The organism is Lapillicoccus sp., from assembly GCF_036559105.1.
Taxonomy (GTDB): Bacteria; Actinomycetota; Actinomycetes; order Actinomycetales; family Dermatophilaceae; genus Lapillicoccus.
Genome location: NZ_DATBTV010000034.1, coordinates 23,959 through 46,691, shown reverse-complemented (window position 1 = coordinate 46,691; position 22,733 = coordinate 23,959). Strand labels below are relative to the sequence as shown.

Annotated in this window: 19 protein-coding genes; 9 read left to right on the top strand and 10 right to left on the bottom strand. The window is 71.2% G+C overall.

The window, feature by feature from the left end; genetic code table 11:
• Positions 1–129 precede the first annotated feature (129 nt).
• Positions 130–474, top strand: a complete 345-nt coding sequence (locus VIG79_RS04945) for an iron chaperone (protein WP_331882872.1) — start codon at positions 130–132, stop codon at positions 472–474.
• On the opposite strand, the gene VIG79_RS04940 is transcribed toward VIG79_RS04945, so the two are convergent.
• Entirely contained in the window at positions 471–1,259 is a 789-nt protein-coding gene (locus VIG79_RS04940) for an SURF1 family protein (protein ID WP_331882869.1), read from the bottom strand. The two genes, VIG79_RS04945 and VIG79_RS04940, sit on opposite strands and share 4 nt — an antisense overlap.
• 109 nt (positions 1,260–1,368) lie before the next feature.
• On the opposite strand from VIG79_RS04940, the gene moaA reads away from it, so the two are divergent.
• Positions 1,369–2,352 carry a GTP 3',8-cyclase MoaA gene (gene moaA / locus VIG79_RS04935; protein WP_331883005.1) on the top strand — a complete coding sequence of 328 codons (984 nt, stop codon included), beginning with the start codon at positions 1,369–1,371 and terminating at the stop codon, positions 2,350–2,352.
• Positions 2,353–2,469: 117 nt separating this feature from the next.
• Here moaA and VIG79_RS04930 read toward each other — a convergent pair whose 3' ends face one another.
• The 4 genes from VIG79_RS04930 to VIG79_RS04915 all read right to left on the bottom strand — a co-directional run bounded on the left by VIG79_RS04930 (position 2,470) and on the right by VIG79_RS04915 (position 6,002).
• Positions 2,470–2,682 carry a hypothetical protein gene (locus tag VIG79_RS04930; RefSeq protein ID WP_331882867.1) on the bottom strand — a complete coding sequence of 71 codons (213 nt, stop codon included), beginning with the start codon at positions 2,680–2,682 and terminating at the stop codon, positions 2,470–2,472.
• Positions 2,683–2,693: 11 nt separating this feature from the next.
• Positions 2,694–3,035, bottom strand: a complete 342-nt coding sequence (locus VIG79_RS04925) for a DUF3099 domain-containing protein (RefSeq protein WP_331882864.1) — start codon at positions 3,033–3,035, stop codon at positions 2,694–2,696.
• Between the two features lie 88 nt (positions 3,036–3,123).
• Positions 3,124–3,888, bottom strand: a complete 765-nt coding sequence (locus VIG79_RS04920) for an MBL fold metallo-hydrolase (protein WP_331882862.1) — start codon at positions 3,886–3,888, stop codon at positions 3,124–3,126.
• Between the two features lie 11 nt (positions 3,889–3,899).
• Positions 3,900–6,002 (bottom strand): alkaline phosphatase family protein, encoded by a 2,103-nt coding sequence (locus tag VIG79_RS04915; protein ID WP_331882860.1) that lies wholly within the window; start codon positions 6,000–6,002, stop codon positions 3,900–3,902.
• A 114-nt stretch (positions 6,003–6,116) separates the two neighbouring features.
• Here VIG79_RS04915 and fabG point away from each other — a divergent pair, with 114 nt between their 5' ends.
• The 6 genes from fabG to VIG79_RS04885 all read left to right on the top strand — a co-directional run bounded on the left by fabG (position 6,117) and on the right by VIG79_RS04885 (position 13,722).
• Entirely contained in the window at positions 6,117–6,851 is a 735-nt protein-coding gene (gene fabG, locus VIG79_RS04910) for a 3-oxoacyl-ACP reductase FabG (RefSeq protein ID WP_331882858.1), read from the top strand.
• A gap of 33 nt (positions 6,852–6,884) precedes the next feature.
• Entirely contained in the window at positions 6,885–7,646 is a 762-nt protein-coding gene (gene fabI / locus VIG79_RS04905) for an enoyl-ACP reductase FabI (RefSeq protein ID WP_331882856.1), read from the top strand.
• Positions 7,647–7,682: 36 nt separating this feature from the next.
• Positions 7,683–9,902 carry a tetratricopeptide repeat protein gene (locus tag VIG79_RS04900; protein ID WP_331882854.1) on the top strand — a complete coding sequence of 740 codons (2,220 nt, stop codon included), beginning with the start codon at positions 7,683–7,685 and terminating at the stop codon, positions 9,900–9,902.
• Positions 9,903–9,913: 11 nt separating this feature from the next.
• Complete coding sequence (locus tag VIG79_RS04895) at positions 9,914–10,414, top strand: pyridoxamine 5'-phosphate oxidase family protein (protein WP_331882852.1); 501 nt, start codon at positions 9,914–9,916, stop codon at positions 10,412–10,414.
• A gap of 149 nt (positions 10,415–10,563) precedes the next feature.
• The gene (locus VIG79_RS04890) at positions 10,564–11,205 is read left to right on the top strand and encodes a TetR/AcrR family transcriptional regulator (RefSeq protein WP_331883003.1); all 642 of its coding nucleotides are present in this window, start codon (positions 10,564–10,566) and stop codon (positions 11,203–11,205) included.
• A 27-nt stretch (positions 11,206–11,232) separates the two neighbouring features.
• The gene (locus VIG79_RS04885) at positions 11,233–13,722 is read left to right on the top strand and encodes an MMPL family transporter (protein ID WP_331882850.1); all 2,490 of its coding nucleotides are present in this window, start codon (positions 11,233–11,235) and stop codon (positions 13,720–13,722) included.
• 91 nt (positions 13,723–13,813) lie between these two features.
• On the opposite strand, the gene cphA is transcribed toward VIG79_RS04885, so the two are convergent.
• The 5 genes from cphA to glgC all read right to left on the bottom strand — a co-directional run bounded on the left by cphA (position 13,814) and on the right by glgC (position 21,356).
• Positions 13,814–16,726, bottom strand: a complete 2,913-nt coding sequence (cphA, locus tag VIG79_RS04880; protein WP_331882849.1) for a cyanophycin synthetase — start codon at positions 16,724–16,726, stop codon at positions 13,814–13,816.
• A gap of 78 nt (positions 16,727–16,804) precedes the next feature.
• Positions 16,805–17,728 carry a cyanophycinase gene (locus VIG79_RS04875; RefSeq protein WP_331882848.1) on the bottom strand — a complete coding sequence of 308 codons (924 nt, stop codon included), beginning with the start codon at positions 17,726–17,728 and terminating at the stop codon, positions 16,805–16,807.
• 10 nt (positions 17,729–17,738) lie between these two features.
• Entirely contained in the window at positions 17,739–19,010 is a 1,272-nt protein-coding gene (gene serB, locus VIG79_RS04870) for a phosphoserine phosphatase SerB (RefSeq protein WP_331882846.1), read from the bottom strand.
• A 224-nt stretch (positions 19,011–19,234) separates the two neighbouring features.
• Positions 19,235–20,059, bottom strand: coding sequence for an LLM class F420-dependent oxidoreductase (locus VIG79_RS04865; protein ID WP_331882844.1), 825 nt, complete (start codon positions 20,057–20,059; stop codon positions 19,235–19,237).
• Positions 20,060–20,102: 43 nt separating this feature from the next.
• A complete protein-coding gene (gene glgC, locus VIG79_RS04860) occupies positions 20,103–21,356 on the bottom strand; it encodes a glucose-1-phosphate adenylyltransferase (RefSeq protein WP_331882841.1) in 1,254 nt (417 codons plus the stop codon).
• Positions 21,357–21,537: 181 nt separating this feature from the next.
• Between glgC and glgA the strand changes: the two genes are divergently transcribed.
• On the top strand, positions 21,538–22,731 hold the full coding sequence (glgA, locus tag VIG79_RS04855) for a glycogen synthase (RefSeq protein ID WP_331882838.1): 1,194 nt from the start codon (positions 21,538–21,540) through the stop codon (positions 22,729–22,731).
• The last annotated feature ends 2 nt before the right edge of the window (positions 22,732–22,733 follow it).

The following is a 22,733-nucleotide window of genomic DNA, read 5'->3' as shown; positions in this document are numbered from 1 at the left end:
CCAGGTCGTGGAGGGCGCATCGCTGACGCGTCGAACGGTTGCACTGTCTGGGCATTCACCATCCCCGTCGGGGTGCAGGCGGCCGGCTGCCCTGGCCACTGGTCATGCTAACGCCGCTAGCGTGGACCGATGGGCGACGTCGACGCATACCTCACCGACCAGCCGGCCGACGCGCGGGCCGCACTGCAGCACATCGCCGACCTCGTGCTCGAGGTCGCGCCGGACGCGGAGCAGGGGACGAGCTACGGCGCCCCGGCCTTCCGGTGGCGCGGTCGGCCGCTGCTGGGGTTCGCGGCGGCGAAGGCGCACCTGAGCCTGTTCGTGTTCGCCCCGGAGGTCAACGACCGGGTCCGCGACCGCCTGCCCGGGTTCCGCGTGACCAAGGGCCTCGTGGCGTTCACCCCGGACGCGATGCCGCCCGACGAGGTGGTGCGCGACATGGTGAGGTTCCGGCTCGAACAGCTCGAGGCCTAGTAGTCCTCCTCGTCCCAGATCCGGACCTTCTTGAGTTTCGGGACTGTCGTGGTGGCCTCGCGGCGGGCCTCGGCGTCGACGCGCAGGCGGTACCCGAGCAGGACGAGCCCGAACACGGACGTGAGCCACCACTGGAACGCGTAGGCCTGGTGCGGCCCCAGGTCGGTGTCCGGCTCCTCGAGCGGCGCGGGCCGTGCGCCGCCGGGCTGTTCCGAGCCGAGCACGAGGTAGGCGTCGAGCACCGTGCCCCCACCGGTCTGCTGCGCCGCCGCCCCCAGGTCGATGCTGGCCAGCTGGCCCGCAGGCAGCTCCTTGCCGAGGTCGGGCTCGCCGCTGCGCAGCCACCCCTCGACGGTCACCTCACCGGTGGGCGTCGGCGGCACCTGGGGGAGGTCGGCCGCGGAGTCCGCGTTGGCCACCCAGCCCCGGTCCACGAACACCCGCGTCCCCGTCAGCGGCCCACTCAGGTCGAACGGGACGAGCACCTCGAGGCCCGGCTGACCGTCGAGCGACCGGTTGCGGACGAGGAGCTGCTGCCCCGTCGCATACCGGCCGGTGGCGGAGACCCGCAGCCACTGGTCCTCCTCGGACGGGGGTATGCGTTCGGTCACCGAGCCGAGGGGTACCGGAGCCGCCGCGTAGTGGGTGGTCACCGCCTGGGCCTGCACGGAGCGATCCTCGTAGCGACCCCACTGCCACCGGCCCAGGAGGATGCAGACGACCGCGAACGCCAGCGCGAGCGCGAGACCGCCGAGCATGCGCCTCGAGGCGAGCGCCGTGAGCACCGCCTCACGCTACCCGGCGTGGCTGCGGGCCAACGCGACATACAGTGGGGCGGTGACCGCCCTACCCACTCCGACGCTGCGCCCGGTCGGCGCTCCGGGGCTGGTCGGGATGCCGGACCAGTTCGGGCGGGTGGCCCGTGACCTGCGCGTGTCGGTGACCGACCGTTGCAACCTGCGGTGCACGTACTGCATGCCGGCGGAGGGGCTGCCCTGGCTGGCGAAGCCCGAGATGCTCACCGACGAGGAGCTGCTGCGGATCGTCGGGGTGTTCGTCGGACTGGGGGTGCGACAGGTTCGACTCACCGGTGGGGAACCGCTGCTGCGGCGCTCGATCGTCGACGTGGTCGCGGGGATCGCTGCCCTGGAGCCGCGTCCGCAGATCGCGATGACGACCAACGGGGTCGGCCTGGAGCGGGTCGCCGGGCGGCTGGCCGACGCGGGGCTCGACCGGGTCAACGTCAGCCTGGACACCATCGACGCGGAGACGTTCACCCAGCTGACCCGGCGTGACCGGCTCACCGACGTCGAGAAGGGGATGGCGGCAGCCGCCGAGGCGGGCCTGACGCCGGTCAAGGTCAACGCCGTCGCCATGCGCGGGGTGAACGACGAGGCGGTCGCCGACGTCCTCGCGTGGTGCCTCGACCGGGGGTACGAGCTGCGGTTCATCGAACAGATGCCACTGGACGCACAGCACGCCTGGGACCGCGAGTCGATGGTGTCGGCGGAGGAGGTCCGGGAGCGCCTGTCCGAGCGCTACACGCTGACGCCGCTGTCGTCGGGCGAGCGGGGGAGTGCGCCGGCCGAGCGGTTCCTCGTCGACGGAGGACCGGCCACCGTGGGGATCATCGCGAGTGTCTCCGAGCCGTTCTGCGCCGCGTGCGACCGGACCCGGCTGACCGCGGACGGCCAGGTCCGCAACTGTCTGTTCTCCGAGGTCGAGACCGACCTGCGCGGTCCGTTGCGCGAGGGCGCCTCCGACGAGGAGCTGGCTGGGCTGATCCAGGGCGAGATGTGGCGCAAGAAGCGCGGCCACGGCATCGGTGACCCCGGCTTCCGCCAGCCCGACCGCCCGATGTCCTCGATCGGCGGCTGACCGGCCGACTGGCTCGCCGACGCTCCCGAATGGAGCCTGTGGGGAGCAAAATCTGGGGGCTGGCCCCGAGAAGTCTCCCCACTGCGGGCTGGTAAGCCCCCCGCGTGGCCTCCGGGTTCAGCCGTGGGCGTCGGTCAGGTCGCCGACGTCAATGGTGTCGCGGAGGAACCCACGGATCCGGAGGAACTCGCCGAGGGTCACCTCGTGCTCCGCGCACGCCAGCCACACCTTCCGACGCACCTCGTCGTGGAGGGTCGGGTTGTTCCAGAGCAGTGCGCGAGTGGCCTCGCGGCGGCACCCCTTGGCGCTGCAGACCAGCTCGCCGGCCACGGAGTCCGCCGTCAGCCGTCGATGATGCGACCGTGGATCGTCCGGTCCTCGTCCTCGGCCCGCGCTTCGGGCAGCGCCGCCGGCGGGACGTGGTCGACCGGCGCCACGTCGTCACCGAACCGGGGGCCGACCGCGTTGGCCATGACCACCGCGACGTAGGGGAGGATGACGGCCAGGGCCACGAACGTCCAGCGCACCCAGCCGTCGGTGAACAGCGCAAGTGCGCCACAGAGCACGCGGATACCCATGGTCAGCAGGTAGCGCTTGACCCGATGTCCTTGGTCGTCGGACCCGGAGGTCGGCGCGCTCGTGACGGACTGGACGACGTGCTCCCGGTCGTCACTGTGCCTCACCGCCTCACTCTACGTCGCGGCTCCCAGCCCCGCCTCACACCCTTGTCACACCGGTCTCAGGTGGGTATGCCGGGCGGCCTCCAGGCGTCTAGCCCACCTCGGCGGACTGGCCCAGACCGAGCACCAGCGTCCGGTCAGCCAGGTCCCGGCGGTCCATGGCCGCCTCGAAGAGCGCCAGCGGCCGGGTCATCCACTCCAGCGACCCGAGGTTCATGGCCAGCGGGTGGAACGTCCCCCAGTGGACGGGCACGACGCGCCGAGCCTGGCTCAGCTCCGCCGCCTCGGCGGCCCGCTCGGCGTCCATGTGCCCAGCGGACAGTCGCGGACCCCAGCCGTGGATCGGCAGCAGTGCCAAAGAGATCGGGCCTCCCGCCAGCTCGGGCAGCCGGCTCATCTCCGGGTAGAGCGACGTGTCCCCGGCGAACCACACGACGTCATGCCCGTGCCTCATCAGGAACCCGTACGCCTCCAGCGGCCGGCCGGGCAGCGGCCGGGACGTGTGGTCGGCCCGGACCAGGCGCACCTCGACGTCGCCGTGGCGACCCGGGACCGCCGACCAGTCGTCGGACAGCGCGACGGACGCCAGCCCGCGGCGAGCACACCAGGCCGCGGACTCCGGACCGGCGAGGACCGGTACGTCGCCGAGCCCGCGCAGCGACGGAAGGTCGGCGTGGTCGAGGTGAAGGTGCGAGACGACCGACGCGTCGGCGTCCTCCCACCACGCGGGATCGGGGGTCGGGCCGACGCGGCGGAGCGCGCCCACGTGGCGACGGAGCAGCGGGTCGGTCACCAGCCGGACCCCGCCGAGGTCGATGACCACCGTCGCGTGCCCCAGCCAGCGGATGCCGATCACGTGAGCGCCGATCAGACGTCGAGGGAGTCGCCGGGTCCGGCACCGAGCCGCCGGCGCCACCGGAGCAGCTGGCGGTGCACCGTGACCGGACCCACCGGCATACGGACGCCGTCCACGTCCTCGAGCAGGTCGTCGTCCAGGTCCCACGAACGCGGGTGGATGAGGATGGCGTGGTTCTGGGGGCCGCCGATCCCGCCGTGCGACCCGACCTGGTCCTCGAACGCGTGGATCCGGCCCGACGGGTCCACCGTGGAGAAGAGCACCAGGTCGCCGCAGTGGGGGAGCCGGCCCAGCCGGGCCAGGTCCGCGGCGGTGCGGCTCGGGTAGCCGATGAGCGGGTCCTCGCCCTCGAGGACGCCGCCGGCGAGGTCGCGCACCCCCTGCGGTCCGAACACCAGCAGCGACCCGCCCGAGCCGAGCACCATGACGAGGCCGACTCCCGTCGTCGACAGCAGCCCGGGCAGCAGGTTCGGCCAGGCGTCGGTGACCGCGTCGACGTCGGGCCGGGACGGCAGCCGCGGGAACCAGACCATGCCGAGGTTGCCGCCGCCGGTCACCGCGAGCTCCGGCAGCCCGTCGAGCGACGCCTTGCGGCGGTCCGGGCCGAGCACGGGGGCGTCCGTGCGGCCGCGCCGCGGGGACAGCACCGACGAGACGAGGGCGTTGACCGGCCCCCACTCCTCGCCGGCGGTGCTCTCGACCCGCTCGACGTCGCCGGCGCGCATCAGCTCGGCCAGCCGGTCGGCGAGGGAGTAGCCGACCAGCTGCTCGAAGGTCTGACCGAGGCTCTGCCCGTGGTCGGAGACGACGACCAGCTCGTAGGCGGTCTCCACCGAGGCGGCGACGTGCTGGAGATGACCGAGCACCGTGTCGAGCCCCTCGATCGCGTCCATCGACTCGGGTCGCTCGGGCCCGGCGTGGTGGGCGATCTCGTCGTAGTCGACGAAGTCCACGTAGACCACGGGACGGCCTCGGCTCATCTGCTCGGCGACGACGGACAGGTTCAGGCGCCGCAGCAGCACGTTGGTCACCCCGCGCAGGAGCACGTATGCGCCGGTGCGGGAGATCCTCGGCTCGACCCCACGGACCCGCTGACGCCGGCCCTGGTACAGCTCCTTGACCATCTCACCGATGGTCAGCAGCAGGCTGCTGAGGAAGAGGAACGGCCGGGCGAAGAAGGTCACGTAGTCGGATCCGGACCCCAGCCGGCGGGTGCTCACCGCCTGGCTCATCGTGAGGTAGGACTCGACGGCGCCGCCGGTGTAGGTCGTGCTCACCGCCGCCCCGCCGTCGCGCAGCAGCCCCTGGCCGGCCGCGAACCGCTCCTCGATGAGCCGCGAGTCGGCCGGCTTGCTCGTCGCGAGCAGGCGGCCCTCGCCTCGGTCCCACCACCGGAACGCCGCCACCTGCTCGTCGTCGCCGTGGAGGAAGCCGGCCATGCTCGCCGGCGTCGTCGACGGGACGGTCGACCACCACGTGTGCAGGCGATGACTGGATCCGAGCCAGCGGTCGAGGTTCGGCGCCTGCCCGGCCACCAGGGCCCGGTCGATCACCTCCCGGGAGACGCCGTCCAGCTGGACGACCAGCAGGCCGCGCGGCCGGACGGCCGGAGCCGGCCCGTCCGTGTCCCGTCGCCGGCGACTGGTCACCGCTGAGCCGATGATGTACGCGGTGTCCGTCGTCGTGGTCAGCCACTGGCCAAGGCTGATGACCACCGAGGCCACCACGAGGACGACCAGCACGTTCAGCCAGCTCGCGTCCGCGACGCCGGACACCACGACGACCACGGCGATGACGGCCACCTGGGCGACGATGCCCAGCACCAGGGCCAGGACGACACTGCCGCGGGCCGCGAGCCGACGCAGCAGCGGGTTCAGCAGGGCCTCGAGGACGAAGAGCAGGACGACGAGCACGAAGGCCACGAGCAGTCCGCCGCGGAAGGTGACCCCACCGACGATCAGGAGACCGAGCGTCACCCCGACGGCGGCCATGAGCAGGGACCACAGCGCCCGACGGGTCTCGGCGAGGAACGACCGCCGGGCGACTCGCTCGCCGGCCTCAGGGTCGCCGGCGGCCCAGCCCGATTCGGGCAGGTCCGTCGCGGGGTCCGACATGGCGCCATTCATACCAACGTCGGCGCCCGGAGATGGGGACGCGGCGTACCGGCAGGTAGTTCGCTAGCGTTCGGGGGACAGCCTGCCCGCCTGCGAACCCCCGACGGAGCCTCGATGACGCAGCCCGACGCCAGCGCCCCCGCACCCCGGAACGTCCTCGTCACGGGCGGCAACCGGGGGATCGGTCTGGCCATCGCCCGAGCCTTCGTCGAGGGCGGCGACAACGTCGTCATCACCAACCGGAAGGGTGACGCGCCGGAGGGCCTGCAGGCCGTGAAGTGCGAGGTCACCGACACCGAGTCGGTCAATGCGGCCTTCGACGAGGCCGAGCAGCTGCTCGGCGGACCCGTTGACGTGCTCGTCGCCAACGCCGGCATCACCCGCGACACCCTGCTCATGCGAATGAGCGACGAGGAGTTCGACGACGTCATCGCCACCAACCTCGCGGGCGCCTTCAAGTGTGCGCGGCGCGCGAGCAAGGGCATGATCCGGTTGCGCCGCGGACGGATCATCTTCATCTCCAGTGTCGTCGGCCTCTACGGGGCGCCGGGGCAGGCGAACTACGCCGCCAGCAAGTCCGGGCTGGTCGGCATGGCCCGCTCGATCACCCGTGAGATCGGCGGCCGGGGCATCACGGCCAACGTCGTCAGCCCGGGGTTCATCGACACCGAGATGACCCAGGCCCTGCCCGAGAAGGTCCGCGAGTCCTACCTCGCCGCCATCCCGGCCGGTCGGTTCGCCGAGCCGGAGGAGGTCGCGAGCGTGGTGCGGTTCATCGCGAGTCCCGAAGCCGCATACATCACCGGCGCCGTGATCCCCGTCGACGGCGGCGTCGGCATGGGTCACTGAGTCTCGTTCTCCAGCAACCGAAAGGCGCACAACGTGGGCATCCTCGAGGGTAAGAAGCTCCTCATCACCGGCGTCCTCATGGACTCCTCGATCGCCTTCCACGTCGCGAAGGTCGCGCAGGAGGAGGGCGCCGAGGTGGTCCTCACCTCGTTCGGGCGGACGATGAAGATCACCCAGACGATCTCCCGGCGGCTGCCCACGGCGCCAACCGTCGTCGAGCTCGACGTGACGGACGAGGAGCACCTCGACACCCTGGCCGAGCGCCTCAAGGAGCACGTCGACGGGCTCGACGGGGTCCTCCACTCGATCGGGTTCGCCCCCCAGGGCGCCTTCGAGTTCATGACCGGGACGTGGGACGACGTCGCGGTGGCGATGCGGGCGTCGGCGTACTCGCTCAAGGCGCTCGCCGTGGCCGCCCTTCCATTGATGGAGAACGGCGGCAGCATCGTCGGGCTCACCTTCGACGCGAAGTTCGCCTGGCCGGTCTACGACTGGATGGGCGTGGCCAAGGCAGCGTTCGAGTCGACGAACCGCTACCTGGCCCGCGACCTCGGTCCGAAGAACGTCCGCGCCAACCTCGTCTCGGCCGGCCCGCTGCGGACCACCGCCGCCAAGTCCATCCCCGGCTTCGAGCGGTTCGAGCAGGTCTGGGGCGAGCGGGCGCCGCTGGGCTGGGACATCAGCGACCCCGTCCCGGCGGCCAAGGCGTGTGCCGTCCTGCTCTCCGACTGGTTCCCCGCGACGACGGGAGAGATCATCCACGTCGACGGTGGCGTGCACATCATGGGGCAGTGAGGGCGACCCTCTCGCCGCGCTACTAGGCTCGACGCCATGGAACCCGTCGAGGTCCGTGAGGTCCGCGTCCTCGACGGTCCCAACCTCTACTTCGCGCGGCCGGCGGTCAAGATCTCGCTCGCGCTGCCGGGCTATCTGGCCCTCGAGCGCCGGTATGCGGTGGAGCTCGCCGAGCGCTGCGGCCTCCGGTCCCCCCGACCGGGTAAGCCGAATACTTCGCAACGCCAACGCTTCGTCATGCGGTTCGCGGCTCACGTGACGCGGCGCGTCGTGGGGGGAGTCGGCCCCAAACGGATCACCGTTCGGACCCGTCCGGGCGGCACGGTCGACGAGATCGTCGTCGCTATCCCGTGGCGCCACCGCAACTGGGGACGCCTGGCGGGCGAGGCGCTCGGTCCCGTGCTGGCGGCCCTGCTCGGCGAGGAGGGCGGGTCCGCCGAGTCGGTCGACGCGGTCGTCGCCGAGGCGGCGCAGCGGATCCGCACCGAGGAACCAGGAGGGCCCTCGCCGGTCCGTTCGCCCTCGGTGCCGGTGGTCTCCATCACCGGGACCAACGGCAAGACGACGACCACTCGCCTGGTGGCCCACCTCGCCATGACCGCGGGACGGAAGACCGCCTGGAGCTCGACCTCCGGGGTCGTCGTCATGGGCGAGACGGTCGACGAGGGTGACTTCTCTGGCCCGGCCGGTGCGGCGGAGGTCCTCGCGACCCCCGGCCTCGAGGTCGCCGTCCTCGAGACGGCTCGGGGCGGGATGCTGCTGCGCGGCATGGGGGTCGCGACCAACGACGTCAGCGTCGTCACCAACGTCACGGCCGACCACCTGGGTCTGCAGGGGATTGACACCCTCGACCAGCTGGCCGAGGTCAAGGCCATCGTCACGACGGTGACCAAGGCCGACGGCTGGGTGGTGCTCAACGGCGAGGACCCGCGGGTCTGGGCGATGCGTCACACCATCCAGGCCAAGCCGTGGGCGTTCAGCGTCGACCCGGACGCCCCCGCCCTGCGCGAGTCGATCACCATGGGCGGGCGTGGCATCACGGTCCTCGACGGCGAGATCGTCGTCCTGACACCGCGCAGCGACCCCGACCGGCTGGTGAAGATCGTCGACGTACCGGTCACCCTGTCGGGGCTGTCGCGTTACAACACGGCGAACGCCCTGGCCGCAGCCGCTGCCGCCTTGGGGCTGGGCCTGCCGCGCACCGCCGTCGTCGACGGGCTGAGGTCGTTCACCCCCGACCCCGTCCTCAACGAGGGTCGGCTCAACACCTACACGCTGCCGCTCGACCCCGGGGGGCGGTCGACGGTCATCCTCGACATGGCCCACAACGAGGCCGGCCTGGAGGCGCTGCTCGAGGTTGCCCGCGGTCTCATCACCCCAGGCGCTCGGGTACATCTCGGTCTCGGCGGCACCGGTGACCGTCCCGACGACGCGATCCAGGCTCTCGGCGAGATCGCGGGCAAGGGTGCGGACCATGTGGTCCTCGCCCACAAGCCCAAGTACCGCCGGGGCCGCTCCATCGAGGACATCGACGAGCACCTGCGGATCGGTCTGGCGCGGGTCGGGATCGGCGAGGTCGACTCCTACGACACCGAGCTCGAGGGCCTCGTCGCCATGGTCCCGACGCTGGCCGACGGCGATGTCCTCGCGTTCATGTGCCACGACTCCCAGCCGGCCGTCCAGGGCTGGCTCGCCGACCGCGGCGCGACGGTCGACGACCCGCGGACCATCCGTCGCAAGGTCGTCGCCGCCCGCGGAGAGCACGAGCTGGAGCCGGAGATCGCTGAGCTGTGGTCGATGACCGACGACGCGGCCCGCATCGTGGCGGCCGACCGGCTCGCGTCCCAGCACCCGGACGATGCCCGGCTGGTGTTCGAGCTGGCGGGGGCCTACGACGCCGCCGGCGACTCGGCCCGCGCGATCGGGCTCTACGAGGGTGCCCTGGCCAGTGGCCTGCGCGAGCCTTTCCGGCACCGGGCCCAGATCCAGGCGGCGTCGACGCTGCGCATCCTGGGCGACCACGAGCGCGCCCTGAGCCTGCTCGACGAGGTCGACCTCACTCATCCGGGGAACGTTGCGGTGGCGGCGTTCCGGGCCTTGGTCCTCGTCGACGCCGGTCGCCCCGGCGAGGCCGTCGCGGACCTCGTCGACTCCCTGGTGGACCACGCTGCTGACGAGGACGCCGCCGCATACCGGCGTTCCCTGCACATGTATGCGGCGCGGCTGCGCGGCGGGGTGACCGCGGTCTCCGAGTAGCGTCGGGTGCCGTGAGCGCCGTGTCTTCGGGTCAGGCCGTCCTCGACGAGATGGCCCGCCGCGTCATCGACCAGAACCTCTACATGGTCCTCGGGACGCTCGACCCGGACGGACAGCCGCGGCTCTCGCCGGTCTACTTCACGGTGGCGCGGTACGAGGACTTCTACTGGGTGTCGCTCCCCGAGAGCCACCACTCGGGCAACGTCGCCGAGCGACCGGAGGTCCGGATCGTCGTCTTCGACTCCAGCTCCCCGCCGGGCGCGTCCGAGGCGGTCTACGTCTCGGCGTCCGCTCGGATGGTTCCCGAGGAGGAGCTCCCACGCGTCGTCGACGAGGCGTTCCGCACCGCCGGCGGAGCCGTGCGGTTCACCGCGGAGGACCTGAGCAGTGACGCCACGCTGCGGTTGTTCGTCGCCCACGCGACGTCGTACGAGGTGCATGTCCGCGGTCGGCACCCCACTCACGGGCGAGACTACGACTCCCGCCAGAGCGCCGATCCGCGGCGGGTCTGAGGGACGGGACCTAGGTCCCGTCCCGACGGAACGCCCGTGCGCGGTACCGCCGCAGCGGTATGACTCGTCTGGCCCGGAGGTCCGCTCCCCCCCGGGAGGGCGGAACGGATTTGCACTTAGTGCAACGTTGCACTTAGTGTCGGCTCGTGATGACCGAACTGGCGGTCGACCGGCGGAGCGCCCTCAAGGCGCGCCACCGGCAGGCCATCGTCGACGCGGCCCGTCGGCTGATCGACGCCCGCCAGGGCCCGCGGTTCAGTGTCGACGAGCTCGCGGCCGAGGCGGACGTCTCACGCCGGACGGTGTTCAACCACTTCGACTCGCTGGACGACGTGATCCTCGCGGCGTGCGCCGAGATCCTCGACGCCGTCGTCGCCTCCTTCCGGGAGGCCGCGTCGGCGTCCGTCCACGACGTCGGCGGTGTGGCCACGGTCTTCGAGGAGATCGTCGACGCCGTGCGCAGCACCGACCTGCCGCAGCTGACCGCATACCTCTGGAGTGCCCTCGGGGGCGTCGAGGCGCCGGCCGCCCGACAGCAGCGGTTCATGCAGGTCGCCCTGTCGCGCGTCGCCGACGACCTCACCCTGGAGGTTCTGCGCCACAACCCCGCGGTCGACCCGCTCGACGCCGAGCTGCTCATCTCGTCCCTGCTGCACGGGGTCGCGGTGATCGCACGGAACTGGGTCGACGAGTTCGGCGGTTCGACGGGTCCGGCCGCCCGACGGTCGTGGGACCACCTCCTGGACCGTCTCATCTCTCGCCTACGTACCGGCTTCAGCGCCGACCGCTGACCGTCTCCTTCGTCGAAAGCATCATCCGTGGCCACCTTCCTCTACCGTCTGGGTCGCTTCTGCGCCCGTCGCGCGCGCCTCGTCGTCGTGATCTGGGTCGCTCTGCTGGCGCTCGCCGGCGGTGCGTATGCGCTGGGTCACGGCACCCTCTCGTCCGCGGTCTCGATTCCCGGCACCGCCACGGCCCAGGTGACCGACCAGCTGCGAGCGGCGTTGCCGGCGGCCAGCGGGGGATCGGGCACGGTGGTGTTCCACACCACCGACGGCTCCGCGTTCACCGACGCCCAGCGCGCGGCGATCAGCAGCGCGCTCGCCGGCGTCGGCTCGGTCGAGGGCGTCCGCGCCGTGACCGATCCGTTCCAGACCTCGGCCCAGCTCGCGGCCCAGCAGCAGCAGGTGGACACCGGACGGGCCCAGCTCACAGCGGGTACGGCGCAGCTCCAGGCCGGGCAGGCGCAGCTCGACCAGGCGCGTCAGCAGCTAGACGGCGCCAAGGCTCAGGCGCAGCAGGCGGGAGCACCGGTGCCCCAGCAGGTCGTCGACGGTCTCGCGCAGCTCAACGCCCAGCAACAGGCTCTGGACCAGAAGAAGACCGAGGCGCAAGCCCAGGGCACCAAGCTCGAGGCCGGCGCGTCCCTTCTCGACCTCTCCCGCGGCATCCGGACGGTGTCCACCGACAACAGCGCCGCCATCGGCGTCATCGCCTTCGATGGCGGCCAGATGGAGGTGCCACCGGAGGTCAAGGACGCGGCGGTCGCGCACCTCAAGGGCGCCGACCTCGCCGGGGCGCAGGTGGACTTCTCCACCAGCCTGACCCAGGGCCTGCCGGAGGTCGTCGGTCCGGGCGAGGTGGCCGGGCTCATCGTGGCCGGGATCACCCTGTTGATCATGCTCGGCACGCTGGTCGGCGCCGGTCTACCGCTCCTCAGCGCGCTCGTCGGTGTGGGGTTCGGCCTGATGTCGACCCTGGCCCTGTCCGGCAGGGTTGAGATGCTGTCGGTCACACCGGTGCTGGGGCTGATGCTCGGCCTCGCCGTGGGGATCGACTACTCGCTGTTCATCCTCAACCGCCACCGTCGCCAGCTACGGGCCGGTGTCGACCTGCACGAGTCGATCGGCCTGGCCAACGGCACGTCCGGCAACGCGGTGGTCTTCGCCGGCGCCACCGTGATGGTCGCTCTCCTCGCCCTCAACGTCACCGGGATCCCGTTCCTCGGAATGATGGGCATCACCGCCGCGGTCTGCATCGCCACTGCCGTCGTCGTCGCCGTCACCTTCACCCCGGCCCTCCTCGCGCTGATCGGGCACCGGCTGCTGCCCAAGCGCCAGCGTGCGGCGGGAGTGTCCGGCCGGCACCGGCCGAGCACCCAGCCGATGTCGACGACCCGGGCCGTCGTCACCCTCGTGGGCGGTGTCGCGGTCCTGGTCGCGTTGGCCCTGCCCGCCCTCTCGATGCGGCTGGGCCTGCCCGACGGGGCCACCGAACCGGCCGGCTCGACCCAGAACCGTGCCTACGTCCTCACTGCTGAGAAGTTCGGCCCCGGTGTCAACGGCCCGCTCCTCGTCGTCGCGACCCTGCCCACCGGCGCAACCGGCGACGCCGTGCTCGTGGAGCAGGTGCGCGTGGGGACCGCGGTTCACAGCAACGGCGACGTCGCCGCGGTGGCACCGATCGGCCAGTCCGCCGACGGCCGGACCCTGGCCTTCCAGGTCGTGCCCAAGGACGGTCCCAACAGCGAGTCGACCGAGGAGCTGGTCCGAGACCTGCGCACCATGTCGCCGCTCCCCGACGGCACCACGTTGGGCGTCGCGGGCAGTGCCAGCGGCAACATCGACATCTCGGAGAAGCTCGCCCAGGCGCTCCCGCTCTACCTCGCCGTCGTCGTCGGGTTGTCCTTCGTCATCATGGTGCTCGTCTTCCGGTCGCTGCTCGTCCCGCTGACCGCGACGCTCGGCTTCGTCATGTCGCTCTTCGCCGCGCTCGGCGGGGTGGTGGCGATCTTCCAGTGGGGCTGGCTGAACGGGGTGTTCCACGCCCAGCCGGGTCCGATCCTCAGTTTCCTACCGACCCTGCTCGTCGGGATCCTCTTCGGGCTGGCGATGGACTACCAGCTCTTCCTGGTCTCCGGTATGCGCGAGGCCTACGTCCACGGCGCGCCCGCACGGGTAGCGGTCCGGCAGGGGCTCAACGCGGGGCGCGTCGTCGTGACCGCGGCGGCGATCATCATGATCTCGGTGTTCTCCGGGTTCGTGTTCTCGAACTCCGCGACCATCCGCCCGCTCGGGTTCGGGCTGGCGTTCGGGGTCCTCGTCGACGCGTTCATCGTCCGGATGCTGCTGATCCCGGCCGTCATGCATCTGGCCGGCGACGCGGCCTGGTGGCTGCCCCGCTGGCTCGACCGCCTGCTGCCGAACGTCGACGTCGAGGGCGCCGAGCTGGAGCGCACCCACCCGCATACCGCTTCCGTGAGCGCCGATCCGGAACCCGAGCCGGAACCCGCGCTCGTCACTCGCTGACACCTGCCCACCTCGTCGAGAGGCCGACTTCGGTCGCTATCCGAGGCCGCTAAGCAGCCGAAGTTGGCCTCTCGGCGGGCTTGAAAGCGGGTCAGGGGTGGGCGGGTTCGGCCTCGGCCTCGGCCCCGGTCTCCTCAGCCTCCTCGGCTTCCTCGGCGGCCTCGTGGTCGGCCGCCAGCGCCTCGATCTCCGCCTCCTGGCCCTGCGCCTCGGCGTCGCGGGCCAGCTCGGCCGGGTCGAGATCGGGGTCCCCGACCAGCTCGCTGCTGTGCGAACCGGCCTGCGCGCTGTGCGTCCGGTTCTCCAGCTCGGAGACGACCTGGGCGTGCTTGTCGACGCACATCACGACGAGGTCGCCCGGATTGCTGCGAGCCATGACGTGGTTGACCGCGTCGATCTCGTCGAGGACGACCTCGACCTGTCGACAGCGCGCTCCTTCGGCCATCGCCGACCGGACGCCCTCGGCGACCAGCTCGGCCGTCACGCCGCGCTTACGACCCCTCAGCCGGTCGTCCTCGCGGATGACGATGACGTCGAAGTGTTGCGCCGCAACCGAACCCAGCTCGCGCATGTCGTCGTCGCGCCGGTCACCGGCCGCTCCGATCATGCCGATCCGCGAGGACTTGGCGAGGTCCTGACGGCCGGCGTTCTGCGCCGTGTAGTTCTCGACGAAGTCGCCGATGGCTCGCATACCGGCCGCGTTGTGGCAGTAGTCGATGAACACCTCGACGTTGCCGACGTTGACGAGGTTCATCCGGCCGGGGGAGAGGTAGTAGCTCGTCGTGAAGGTCCGCAGCCCCTGGCGGATGTCGTGCAGCGGGGCGCCCGCAGCGAACGCCGCGCCCGTCGCGGCGAGCGCGTTGGCGACGTTGAACCGGGCTGCGCCGCCGAAGGTCGCCGGCAACAGGTGCGTCCACGCGAGCTGCATGGTGCGGCGACCGTGCTTGATGACGATCATGTCGCCACGCTCGGTCTGCTCGAGCACGACGGCCCGGCCACCGCGACGGCAGTGCCGCTCGATGAACTCGCGACTGTCGCTGCCGGGGTACTCGAGGGAGAACCAGATCACGTCGCCACTGCACCGGCGCCGCATCTGACGGACCAGCGGGTCGTCGCAGTTGAGCACCGCGAACCCGTCACGGGGGACCGCCTCGACGATGACCGCCTTGACGTTGGCCAGCTGCTGCAGGGTGTCGATCCCGCCCAGTCCCAGGTGGTCCGGGGCGACGTTGGTGACCACCGCGACGTCGTTCCGGTCGTACCCGAGGCCCTCCCGGAGGATCCCCCCGCGGGCGACCTCCATGACCGCGAAGTCGACGCGGGGGTTCTGGAGGACCATGCGGGCCGACTTCGGACCAGAGGCGTCGGCCTTGATGACCAGGCGCTCGTCGATGACGACCCCGTCGGTCGACGTCATCCCGACCTTGCGGCCGAGACCCTTGAAGATGTGGGCGATCATCCGGGACGTGGTCGTCTTGCCGTTGGTACCCGTGACTGCCACGATCGGTACCCGCGACGGGGCGCCGGGCGGGAAGAGCAGGTCCACGACCGGCTTGGCGATGAACTGGGGCACGCCGACCGTGGGGTGGGTGTGCATCCGGAACCCCGGGGCCGCGTTGACCTCGACGATGGCGCCGCCGGTCTCACGGACCGGTGAGGCGATGTCGGGGCAGATGAAGTCGATGCCCGCGACGTCGAGCCCGACCATCCGGGCCGCCTCCTCGGCGATCTCGATGTTGTCCGGGTGGGCCTCGAAGGTGCGGTCGATCGAGATGCCGCCGGTCGACATGTTGCCGGTCAGCGCGAGCTTGACCATCTCGCCGGCCGGTGGGACCGACTCCAGCGAGTGACCCTGGTCGGCCAGCACCTCCTCGGCCGCCGCGTCCACCGTGATCTTGGTGAGCACCTTCTCGTGACCGACCCCACGCCGAGGGTCGGCGTTGGTGATCTCGACCAGCTCGTGCACGGTGTGCTCACCGTCGCCGACGACGTGGGCGGGGACGCGCTCGGCGATCGCCTGCATCCGACCGCCGACGATGAGGCAGCGGTAGTCGCGGCCGGTCACGAACGACTCGACGATGACGGTGCCCCGCTTGGACTCCCCGCGAGCGATGTCGAACGCCTTGTCGACCTCGTCCCGCGACTGGAGGTCCAGGCATACTCCTCGTCCGTGGTTGCCGTCGAGCGGCTTGACCACCACGGGGTAGCCGATTCGGTCGGCGGCGTCCATCGCGCCACCGGCAGTGCGCACGGTCGCCTGGCGGGGGACCGGGAGCCCGGCCGAGCCGAGCAGGGTCGCAGTGAGGTCCTTGTCGCCGGCGATGTCGACGGCCAGCGCGCCGGTCTTCGACGTCATCGTGGCGCGGATCCGCTGCTGGTGGACGCCCTGGCCGAGCTGGACCAGTGAGGCGCCGTTGAGCCGGATCCACGGGATGTCGCGGCTGACCGCCTCCTCGACGATGGCGGCGGTCGACGGCCCGAAGGCGGTGCGCTCCGCGAGCCGGATGAACTCGTCGAGCGCCTCGTGGAAGTCGAACCCCTCCTCGTGCTGGACCAGGTCGTTGACGACCCGCACCGCGAGCCGGCCGGCGGCGAGGCCGACGCTCTCGTCGATGTACCCGTAGATGACGTTGTAGCGCCCGGCCTTGCCCTTGACGCTGCGGGTCTTGCCCCGTGACTGGTAGTGCCCCGCCTCGGTCTGCAGCTGCAGCGCGATGTGCTCGGCGATATGGCCCATCCAGGTTCCCTCGTGGAGGCGCTCCACGAACCCGCCGGCATGGCCGCGGGAGCAGGCGTGCCGCCTCAGTCCGGGCAGCAGCTCGACCAGCCGGTCGGCGAACCCGGGGATGGTGTCGCTCGGGTAGCCCTCGAGGACGCCAAGGTCGACGACGAGGTGGATGGCCTTCTCGTACGACCAGTAGTTCGGGCCGCGGTAGACCCGCGACTCGACGATCGTCAGGTCGGGTGAGAGGGGGCCGGTCGGGGTGGGGCGCTCGGCGGCCAACGGGGGTCCTCCTCGGCTGGGCGACACGGCAAGGGACTCGGCTTGGGGCTCAGGGGCTGGGCGTCGGGTATGCGGTGCTCAGGTCTCCGCGCGCCGCGCCGGGGCGAGGGTGGGTGCGGCGCGGTCCTTCGCGCTGGCCACAGCGACCTCGATGTCGGGGTGACGCTCGACGAACCGCGTCAGCGTGACGCTGCGCAGGTCGAACGTAGCGCCCGTGGGGAGGGAATGCACCACTGCCCCGGAGACGAGCAGGGGAGCACCGCGGCGGGCGTCGGGGGCGTCGGTCACGGCATTGCGCGCGTCGATGACGAAGACCCCGCCGGTGCCGACGATGGTCATGACGCGGTCGTCGCGGATCTCCACAGCGGTGTTCTCGTCGATGCCGATGCCGAGCAGGTTCGGGGAGTTGGCGACGAGCGACATGAGCCGCCCGTAGCGGCCGCGCTGGTCGAAGTGCTGGTCGACGATGACGTCCTCCAGCAACCCGAGCCCGGCGGTGAGCTGGCTGGACCGCTGGCGGGGGGTCAGCCCCTCGTCGCCGAGAGAGATCATGAACCGGCTCATGACGGAGGCGCCGGCACTGGTGCCCGCGATGACCACCCCCCGCCGGTATGCCGCGACGATTGCGTCACCCACGGTGGTGCCGACGAGGAACTGGCTGAGCTTGAGCTGGCTGCCGCCGCTCATGAACACGGCGGTCGCGTCCTCGAGATGGCCGACGAGCTCGGGGTCGTGGGCGGCCGCGCGGGAGGCGGCGTGGACCACGCGGATGTCTGCGCCCGCGCGCAGTCGCGTGAAGACGCGGCTGTAGGTCTCGACGACCTCGTCGACGAACGAGGAGGCCGTGGGGATGATGACGATCCGGGACTGGCGGCCGCCAGCCAGCCGGACGAACCGCTTGAGGACCACCGAGCGCCCGAGCTTGTCCTCGGCGCCACCGATGATGAGCAGGGTGCGGCGCGGCGACCCGTCCGCGGACAACCGCTGCCCCCCCTGCGCCATGGCCCCCACCCTAGGAGCCGGGACGGCCGGGAAATGTGCGGGTCGGGGGAAGCGGTGGCGCCGGAGTGGGCGTGCCGTCCGCCGCGTCCGCCTCCTCCACCTCCTCGCGGCTGATGCCGAGGAGGTACAGGACGGCGTCCAGGTAGGGCACGTTGACGGCGGTGTGGGCCTGTTCCCGCACCACCGGCTTGGCGTTGAAGGCGATGCCGAGTCCCGCAGCGGCGAGCATGTCGAGGTCGTTGGCCCCGTCCCCGACGGCCACGGTGCGGCTGAGCGGGAGGCCGGCGTCGGCGGCGAACCGGCGCAGCGCTCGTTCCTTGCCGGCGCGGTCGACAATCTTGCCCACGACGTTCCCCGTGAGGCGGCCGTCGACGATCTCCAGCCGGTTCGCCTCGGCGCGGTCGATGCCGAGCTCCAGGGCGAGCGGGCCGACGATCTCGATGAACCCGCCGGAGACGACGGCCACCATGTAACCCAGCCGTTTGAGAGTGCGGACCAGGGTCCGGGCGCCGGGGGTGAGGATCACCTCGTCGCGGACCTCCTCCAGGACGCTCTCGTGCAGCCCGGCCAGGACGCGGACCCGCTCGCGCAGCGACTCGGCGAAGTCCAGCTCCCCACGCATCGCGCGCTCGGTGACCTCGGCGACCTCCTCGGCTCGCCCGCACTTGGCCGCCAACAGCTCGATGACCTCCTGCTGGATCAGGGTCGAGTCGACGTCCATGACGACGAGGCGACGCCCGCGCCGGTCCAGGCCACCGGCCGACACCGCGATGTCAACGCCCTGCGCGGCGGCCTCCAGCGACAGCTCGCGCCGCAGCCGAAGGATGTCGGAACCGGAGATGTCGAACTCGACGGTCGTGACGGGGTAGCGGGACAACCGCCGGATGCGGTCGATGTTGGCCCCGTGGGCGGCGATCCGGGCGGTCACCGAGGCGACCGCACCGGCGACCAGCGGAGCGCCGATGACGACCACCGCCGCTCGGCCGCTGCGTCGCGGTGCGTTGTCGCCGGTGCCGCGACGGGTCTTGACCTTGAGGCCGAGGGAGTGGGCGACCCGTTTGACGACCTCCTCGAGCCGGTCGGTCCCGGGCCCGGAGGCGAGGAGCATGGCCAGGGTCAGCTGGCCGCGGACGACCACCTGTTCCAGGTCGCGCACCTCGGCTCCGACCTCGGCGATCGCGTCGAACAGGGCGCTGGTCAGACCGGGACGGTCGTCCCCGGAGATCGTGACCGAAAGCGTCTGCTCGTCGTCGGCCGGACCGGGCGAGAGCGGGTCGGACACGGCGAAAGGCTACCGACGGCGTCGGTATGCGACGTCGCACGTTCCGTGATCCGGTCACCGCCTACCTCAGGATCGCGCGCCCCGTCCGGCCTGCCCGTGTCCTGGCCACTCACCGCCACTTCGGCCAGCTCCGCAACGACTGCCGTCGTTGTCGGTGGTTGCGGGCGTCCGGCGCGAATGGCCGCAACGACTGACCACGGGGTCAGTTGTTGCGGAGTGCCGCCTCAGCCGTTGACGGTGTCGCGCCAGGTCACGAGCTCGCGGACCTTGGCGAGGTCGTCGTAGCGCTCGCCCGACAGCCCGACCGTGAACAGTCGCGTGCCGACGTCGTACAGCGACTGCGCGTTGCCGGCGTAGCTCTCGACCTGCTCGGCCATCCGGCCCGGTGTGGGCGCCACGCCGGCCGACCGGACGATCTCGGCGGGGTCACGTCCGACCCGGGCACACCACTGGTCGAGGACCTCGTGCTTGTGCGCGATGGTGTCGGCGTCACCGAACGAGTGCCAGACCGCGGCGTGCTCGGCGACGATCCGCAACGTCTTCTTCTCGCCGCCGCCGCCGATGAGGATCGGGATCTCCCGTGTGGGAGCAGGGTTGAGACGCGCCCACCGGGCCTTGATGACGCCGAGGTCGCGCTCCAGCGCGTCGAGGCGCCCACCCGCGGTCCCGAACTCGTACCCGTACTCGTCGAAGTCCCGCTCGAACCACCCCGACCCGATGCCGAGGATGAGGCGCCCCTCGCCGGCCCGCGCGGAGATGTGGTCGACGGTCCGGGCCATGTCGGCCAGCAGGTTCGCGTTCCGGTACGCGGAGCAGGTCACCAGCGCGCCGATCTCCACCCGCTCCGTGGCCTCCGCCCACGCGGCGAGCATTGTCCACGCCTCGAAGTGCCGGCCGTCCGGGTCGCCGTTGAGCGGGAAGAAGTGGTCCCAGTTGAGGAGGACGTCGACGCCGATGTCCTCGAGCGTCGCGCACAGCCGGCGGATGTCCGCGTACTCGGCGTGCTGCGGCTGGATCTGAACGGCGATCCGCGCGGGAACTCCAGGCATACCAAGCATCCTCACGTATGCCGGTGAGCCGGCGCCCGTCGGGTCAGGCTTCGACGACGCTGTCCCGGGGGACCACGACGATGCCGCTCTCGGTCACGTGGAACCCGCGAGCCCGGTCGTGGTCGTGGTCGATCCCGATCTTGGCGTGCTCGTGGATCACCGTGTACTTGTCGATGATCGCCCGGCGGATCGTGGCGTAGCGGCCGATCTCGACCGCGTCGAGGATCACGCAGTCGACGATGGTCGCGTAGCTGTGCACCTTGACCCGCGGTGCGAGCACCGACCCGTGGACCTGGGCGCCGGAGATGACGCAACCCGGCGAGACCGACGAGTTGAGCGCCTCGCCGACCCGGTCACCGTGGCCGTGGACGAACTTGGCCGGCGGTAGGAACCCGGTGGTCGTGTAGATCGGCCACTCGTAGTTGTAGAGGTTGAAGACCGGGTGGATCGAGATGAGGTCCATGTTCGCCTCGAAGTAGGCGTCGATGGTGCCGACGTCGCGCCAGTAGCCGCGGTCGCGTTCCGTGGCGCCGGGCACGTCGTTGTTCTTGAAGTCGTAGACGTAGCCCTCGCCCTTGTTCACGAAGGCCGGCACGATGTCGCCGCCCATGTCGTGCTTGGTGCCCTCGAGGTCGTGGTCGCTCGTCACCGCGTCGACCAGCACGTCGGCGTCGAACACGTAGTTGCCCATCGACGCGAACACCTCGTCGGGGGCGTCCGGAAGGCCCTTCGCGTTTGTGGGCTTCTCGAGGAACTGGCCGATCTTGCGCTGGTCGGCGTCGTCGACCTCGATGACCCCGAACTGGTCGGCGAGCGAGATCGGCTGCCGGATCGCCGCGACCGTCACCCCGGCGCCGGTCTCGACGTGCTGCTCGACCATCTGCGAGAAGTCCATGCGGTAGACGTGGTCGGCCCCGACGACGACGACGATGTCGGGGTGCTCGTCGTGAATGAGGTTGAGGCTCTGGAAGATCGCATCCGCGCTACCCAGGTACCACTCCTTGCCGACCCGCTGCTGCGCCGGCACCGGCGCCACGTAGTTGCCGAGCAGCGTCGACATCCGCCAGGTCGCGGTGATGTGCTTGTCGAGGCTGTGCGACTTGTACTGGGTGAGGACGACGACCTTGAGGTAGCCCGAGTTCACGACGTTGGACAGCGCGAAGTCGATCAGCCGGTAGGGACCTCCGAACGGGACGGCGGGTTTGGCGCGGTCGGCGGTGAGCGGCATCAGCCGCTTCCCCTCGCCACCAGCCAGGACGATCGCCAGCACCTTGGGGTTTTGCGACCTTCGCGCCATGGCCCCAACCCTAGGGGGGTGAGACCCCGGTCGCGAGGCCTCCCGCCGCCCTGTCTCACTGAGTTGTCTGGCTGAGCTCCGCGGTCGCCTCCGGGCCTCCCCCGCAAGCGGGAGGTGCCCCCAACTCCTTCGTCGCTCGTGTCCTCGGCTCCCTGTCGCTCAGCCGAGTAGTGTCGCGAGCGTGCGCGTCGACATCCTCAGCAAGGAGTACCCGCCCGCGGTTTACGGAGGAGCCGGTGTGCACGTCGCCGAGCTGGTCCGGGCCCTACGGGAGCGCGGTGACGTCGACGTGCAGGTCCGCTGCTTCGGCGCATCGCGCGACGAGGCCGGCACGACCGCATACGCCGACCTCCCCGAGCTCGCCACCGCGAACGCGGCGCTGCAGACGCTGGGGGTCGACCTGGCCATCGCGGCCGACTGCGTGGGTGCGGACCTCGTGCACTCGCATACCTGGTACGCCAACTTCGGCGGGCATCTGGCTTCCCTGCTCGGCGGTATGCCTCACGTCGTCACCGCGCACAGCCTCGAGCCGATGCGCCCCTGGAAGGCCGAGCAGCTCGGCGGCGGCTACCGCATCTCCTCGTTCGCGGAACGTGAGGCGTACGAGGGTGCGGCCGCGGTCATCGCGGTCAGCGCGGGGATGCGCGCCGACATCCTCAAGGCCTACCCGTCGCTCGACCCCGACCGAGTTCCGGTGGTGCACAACGGGATCGACTCGCAGCTGTGGCAGCGACGCACGGACGAGGAGGTCGTGCGCAAGCACGGCGTCGACCCGGACAAGCCGTCGGTGGTGTTCGTCGGACGGATCACCCGCCAGAAGGGGCTGCCCTACCTGCTCCGCGCGGCCGCCTCGCTGCCGCCCGACGTGCAGCTCGTCCTGTGTGCCGGCGCACCCGACACCAAGGAGATCATGGCCGAGGTCGAGGGGCTCATGACCGAGCTCCAGGCCGGCCGCGACGGCGTCGTCTGGATTCCCGAGATGCTGCCGCGCAACGAGGTCGTCGCGTTGCTGTCCGCCGCGACCGTGTTCGCCTGCCCGTCGGTCTACGAGCCCCTCGGGATCGTCAACCTCGAGGCGATGGCCTGCGAGCTCGCGGTCGTCGCCACGGCCACCGGCGGAATCCCCGAGGTGGTTGTCCACGGCGAGACCGGCTGGCTGGTCCCCATCGAGCAGGTCGACGACGGCACCGGGACGCCGGTCGACCCCGACGCGTTCGTCGCCGACCTGGCCGGCGCGCTCACCGAGGCCGTGGCCGACCGGGAGCGCGCACGGCACTTCGGGCTGGCGGGACGCGCCCGGGCCGTGGAGCACTTCTCCTGGGGTTCGATCGGCGACCAGACCATGGCCGTCTACGAGCAGGTCCTCACTCGCTGACC

Bases quoted from the DNA above. Each gene is read 5' to 3' on its own strand.
- VIG79_RS04865 (WP_331882844.1), bottom strand. From the start codon at position 20,059: ATGCCTGGAGTTCCCGCGCGGATCGCCGTTCAGATCCAGCCGCAGCAC.
- VIG79_RS04915 (WP_331882860.1), bottom strand. From the start codon at position 6,002: ATGTCGGACCCCGCGACGGACCTGCCCGAATCGGGCTGGGCCGCCGGC.
- moaA (WP_331883005.1), top strand. From the start codon at position 1,369: ATGCCGGACCAGTTCGGGCGGGTGGCCCGTGACCTGCGCGTGTCGGTG.
- glgC (WP_331882841.1), bottom strand. From the start codon at position 21,356: ATGGCGCGAAGGTCGCAAAACCCCAAGGTGCTGGCGATCGTCCTGGCT.
- VIG79_RS04890 (WP_331883003.1), top strand. From the start codon at position 10,564: ATGACCGAACTGGCGGTCGACCGGCGGAGCGCCCTCAAGGCGCGCCAC.
- fabG (WP_331882858.1), top strand. From the start codon at position 6,117: ATGACGCAGCCCGACGCCAGCGCCCCCGCACCCCGGAACGTCCTCGTC.
- VIG79_RS04945 (WP_331882872.1), top strand. From the start codon at position 130: ATGGGCGACGTCGACGCATACCTCACCGACCAGCCGGCCGACGCGCGG.
- VIG79_RS04875 (WP_331882848.1), bottom strand. From the start codon at position 17,728: ATGGCGCAGGGGGGGCAGCGGTTGTCCGCGGACGGGTCGCCGCGCCGC.
- VIG79_RS04900 (WP_331882854.1), top strand. From the start codon at position 7,683: ATGGAACCCGTCGAGGTCCGTGAGGTCCGCGTCCTCGACGGTCCCAAC.